The organism is Streptococcus oralis (assembly GCF_003943825.1).
Taxonomy (GTDB): Bacteria; Bacillota; Bacilli; order Lactobacillales; family Streptococcaceae; genus Streptococcus; species Streptococcus oralis_CD.
Genome location: NZ_RJNJ01000069.1, coordinates 1 through 706 on the forward strand (window position 1 = coordinate 1; position 706 = coordinate 706).

Here is a 706-nt window from a genome sequence, read left to right on the forward strand (position 1 = left end):
GGCTTTGCCTCTGTTCTCCCGAAAGCACCTATTATCAATGTTTCGAGTGACTTTTCGCCCGTCCGAAAAGAAATGGAAATCAAGAATATCTTGACCCATCAGAAACCAGATGCGATTTTTGCTTCGGATGATTTGACAGCTATTCTGGTCATTAAAATTGCTCAAGAACTGAGAATTTCTGTTCCTGAGGAGCTCAAGGTCATCGGTTATGATGGGACTTACTTTATCGAGAACTATTATCCTCATTTGACAACGATTAAGCAGCCTATGAAAGAGATTGCCCAACTCACTGTCGATCTTCTCTTACAGAAGATTGAAGGTAAAGAGGTCGCGACAACCGGTTACTTCTTACCCGTTACTCTATTACCAGGAAAAAGTATTTAAGTACAAAAAACTCAGACTGATTTGTCTGAGTTTTTTTACGATCTTAAGTTTTCGAGATAGCGCTGGGCTGTCTCTAAGTTAAAGGTTTTATCTGCGATGAGGCGCTCAACGAGGGGAGCAACTTCGGACTCACTAGCACCTGCTAGGAGAGCTAGGGATTTGGCCTGCAATTTCATGTGGCCTTGCTGGATGCCCGTACTTACCAAGGCTTTGAGGGCCGCAAAGTTTTGGGCGAGACCGATAGACACGATAATCTGAGCTAATTCTTTGGCAGAAGGATTTCCCAGCAGTTCATGACTGAGGGCTACACGCGGGTTGAGAC

General features: G+C 44.3%; 2 protein-coding genes. One reads left to right on the forward strand and one right to left on the reverse strand.

Annotation, left to right across the window (positions count from 1 at the left end; genetic code table 11):
* Window positions 1-384 (forward strand): substrate-binding domain-containing protein (locus D8863_RS10610; RefSeq protein ID WP_185761487.1); only part of this gene is annotated, 384 nt, incomplete at its 5' end.
* Between the two features lie 35 nt (window positions 385-419).
* Here the strand turns inward: D8863_RS10610 and D8863_RS10615 are convergent.
* Window positions 420-706, reverse strand: a 287-nt coding sequence (locus D8863_RS10615; protein ID WP_498072856.1) for a hydroxymethylglutaryl-coenzyme A reductase family protein, incomplete at its 5' end; no start/stop codon positions are given.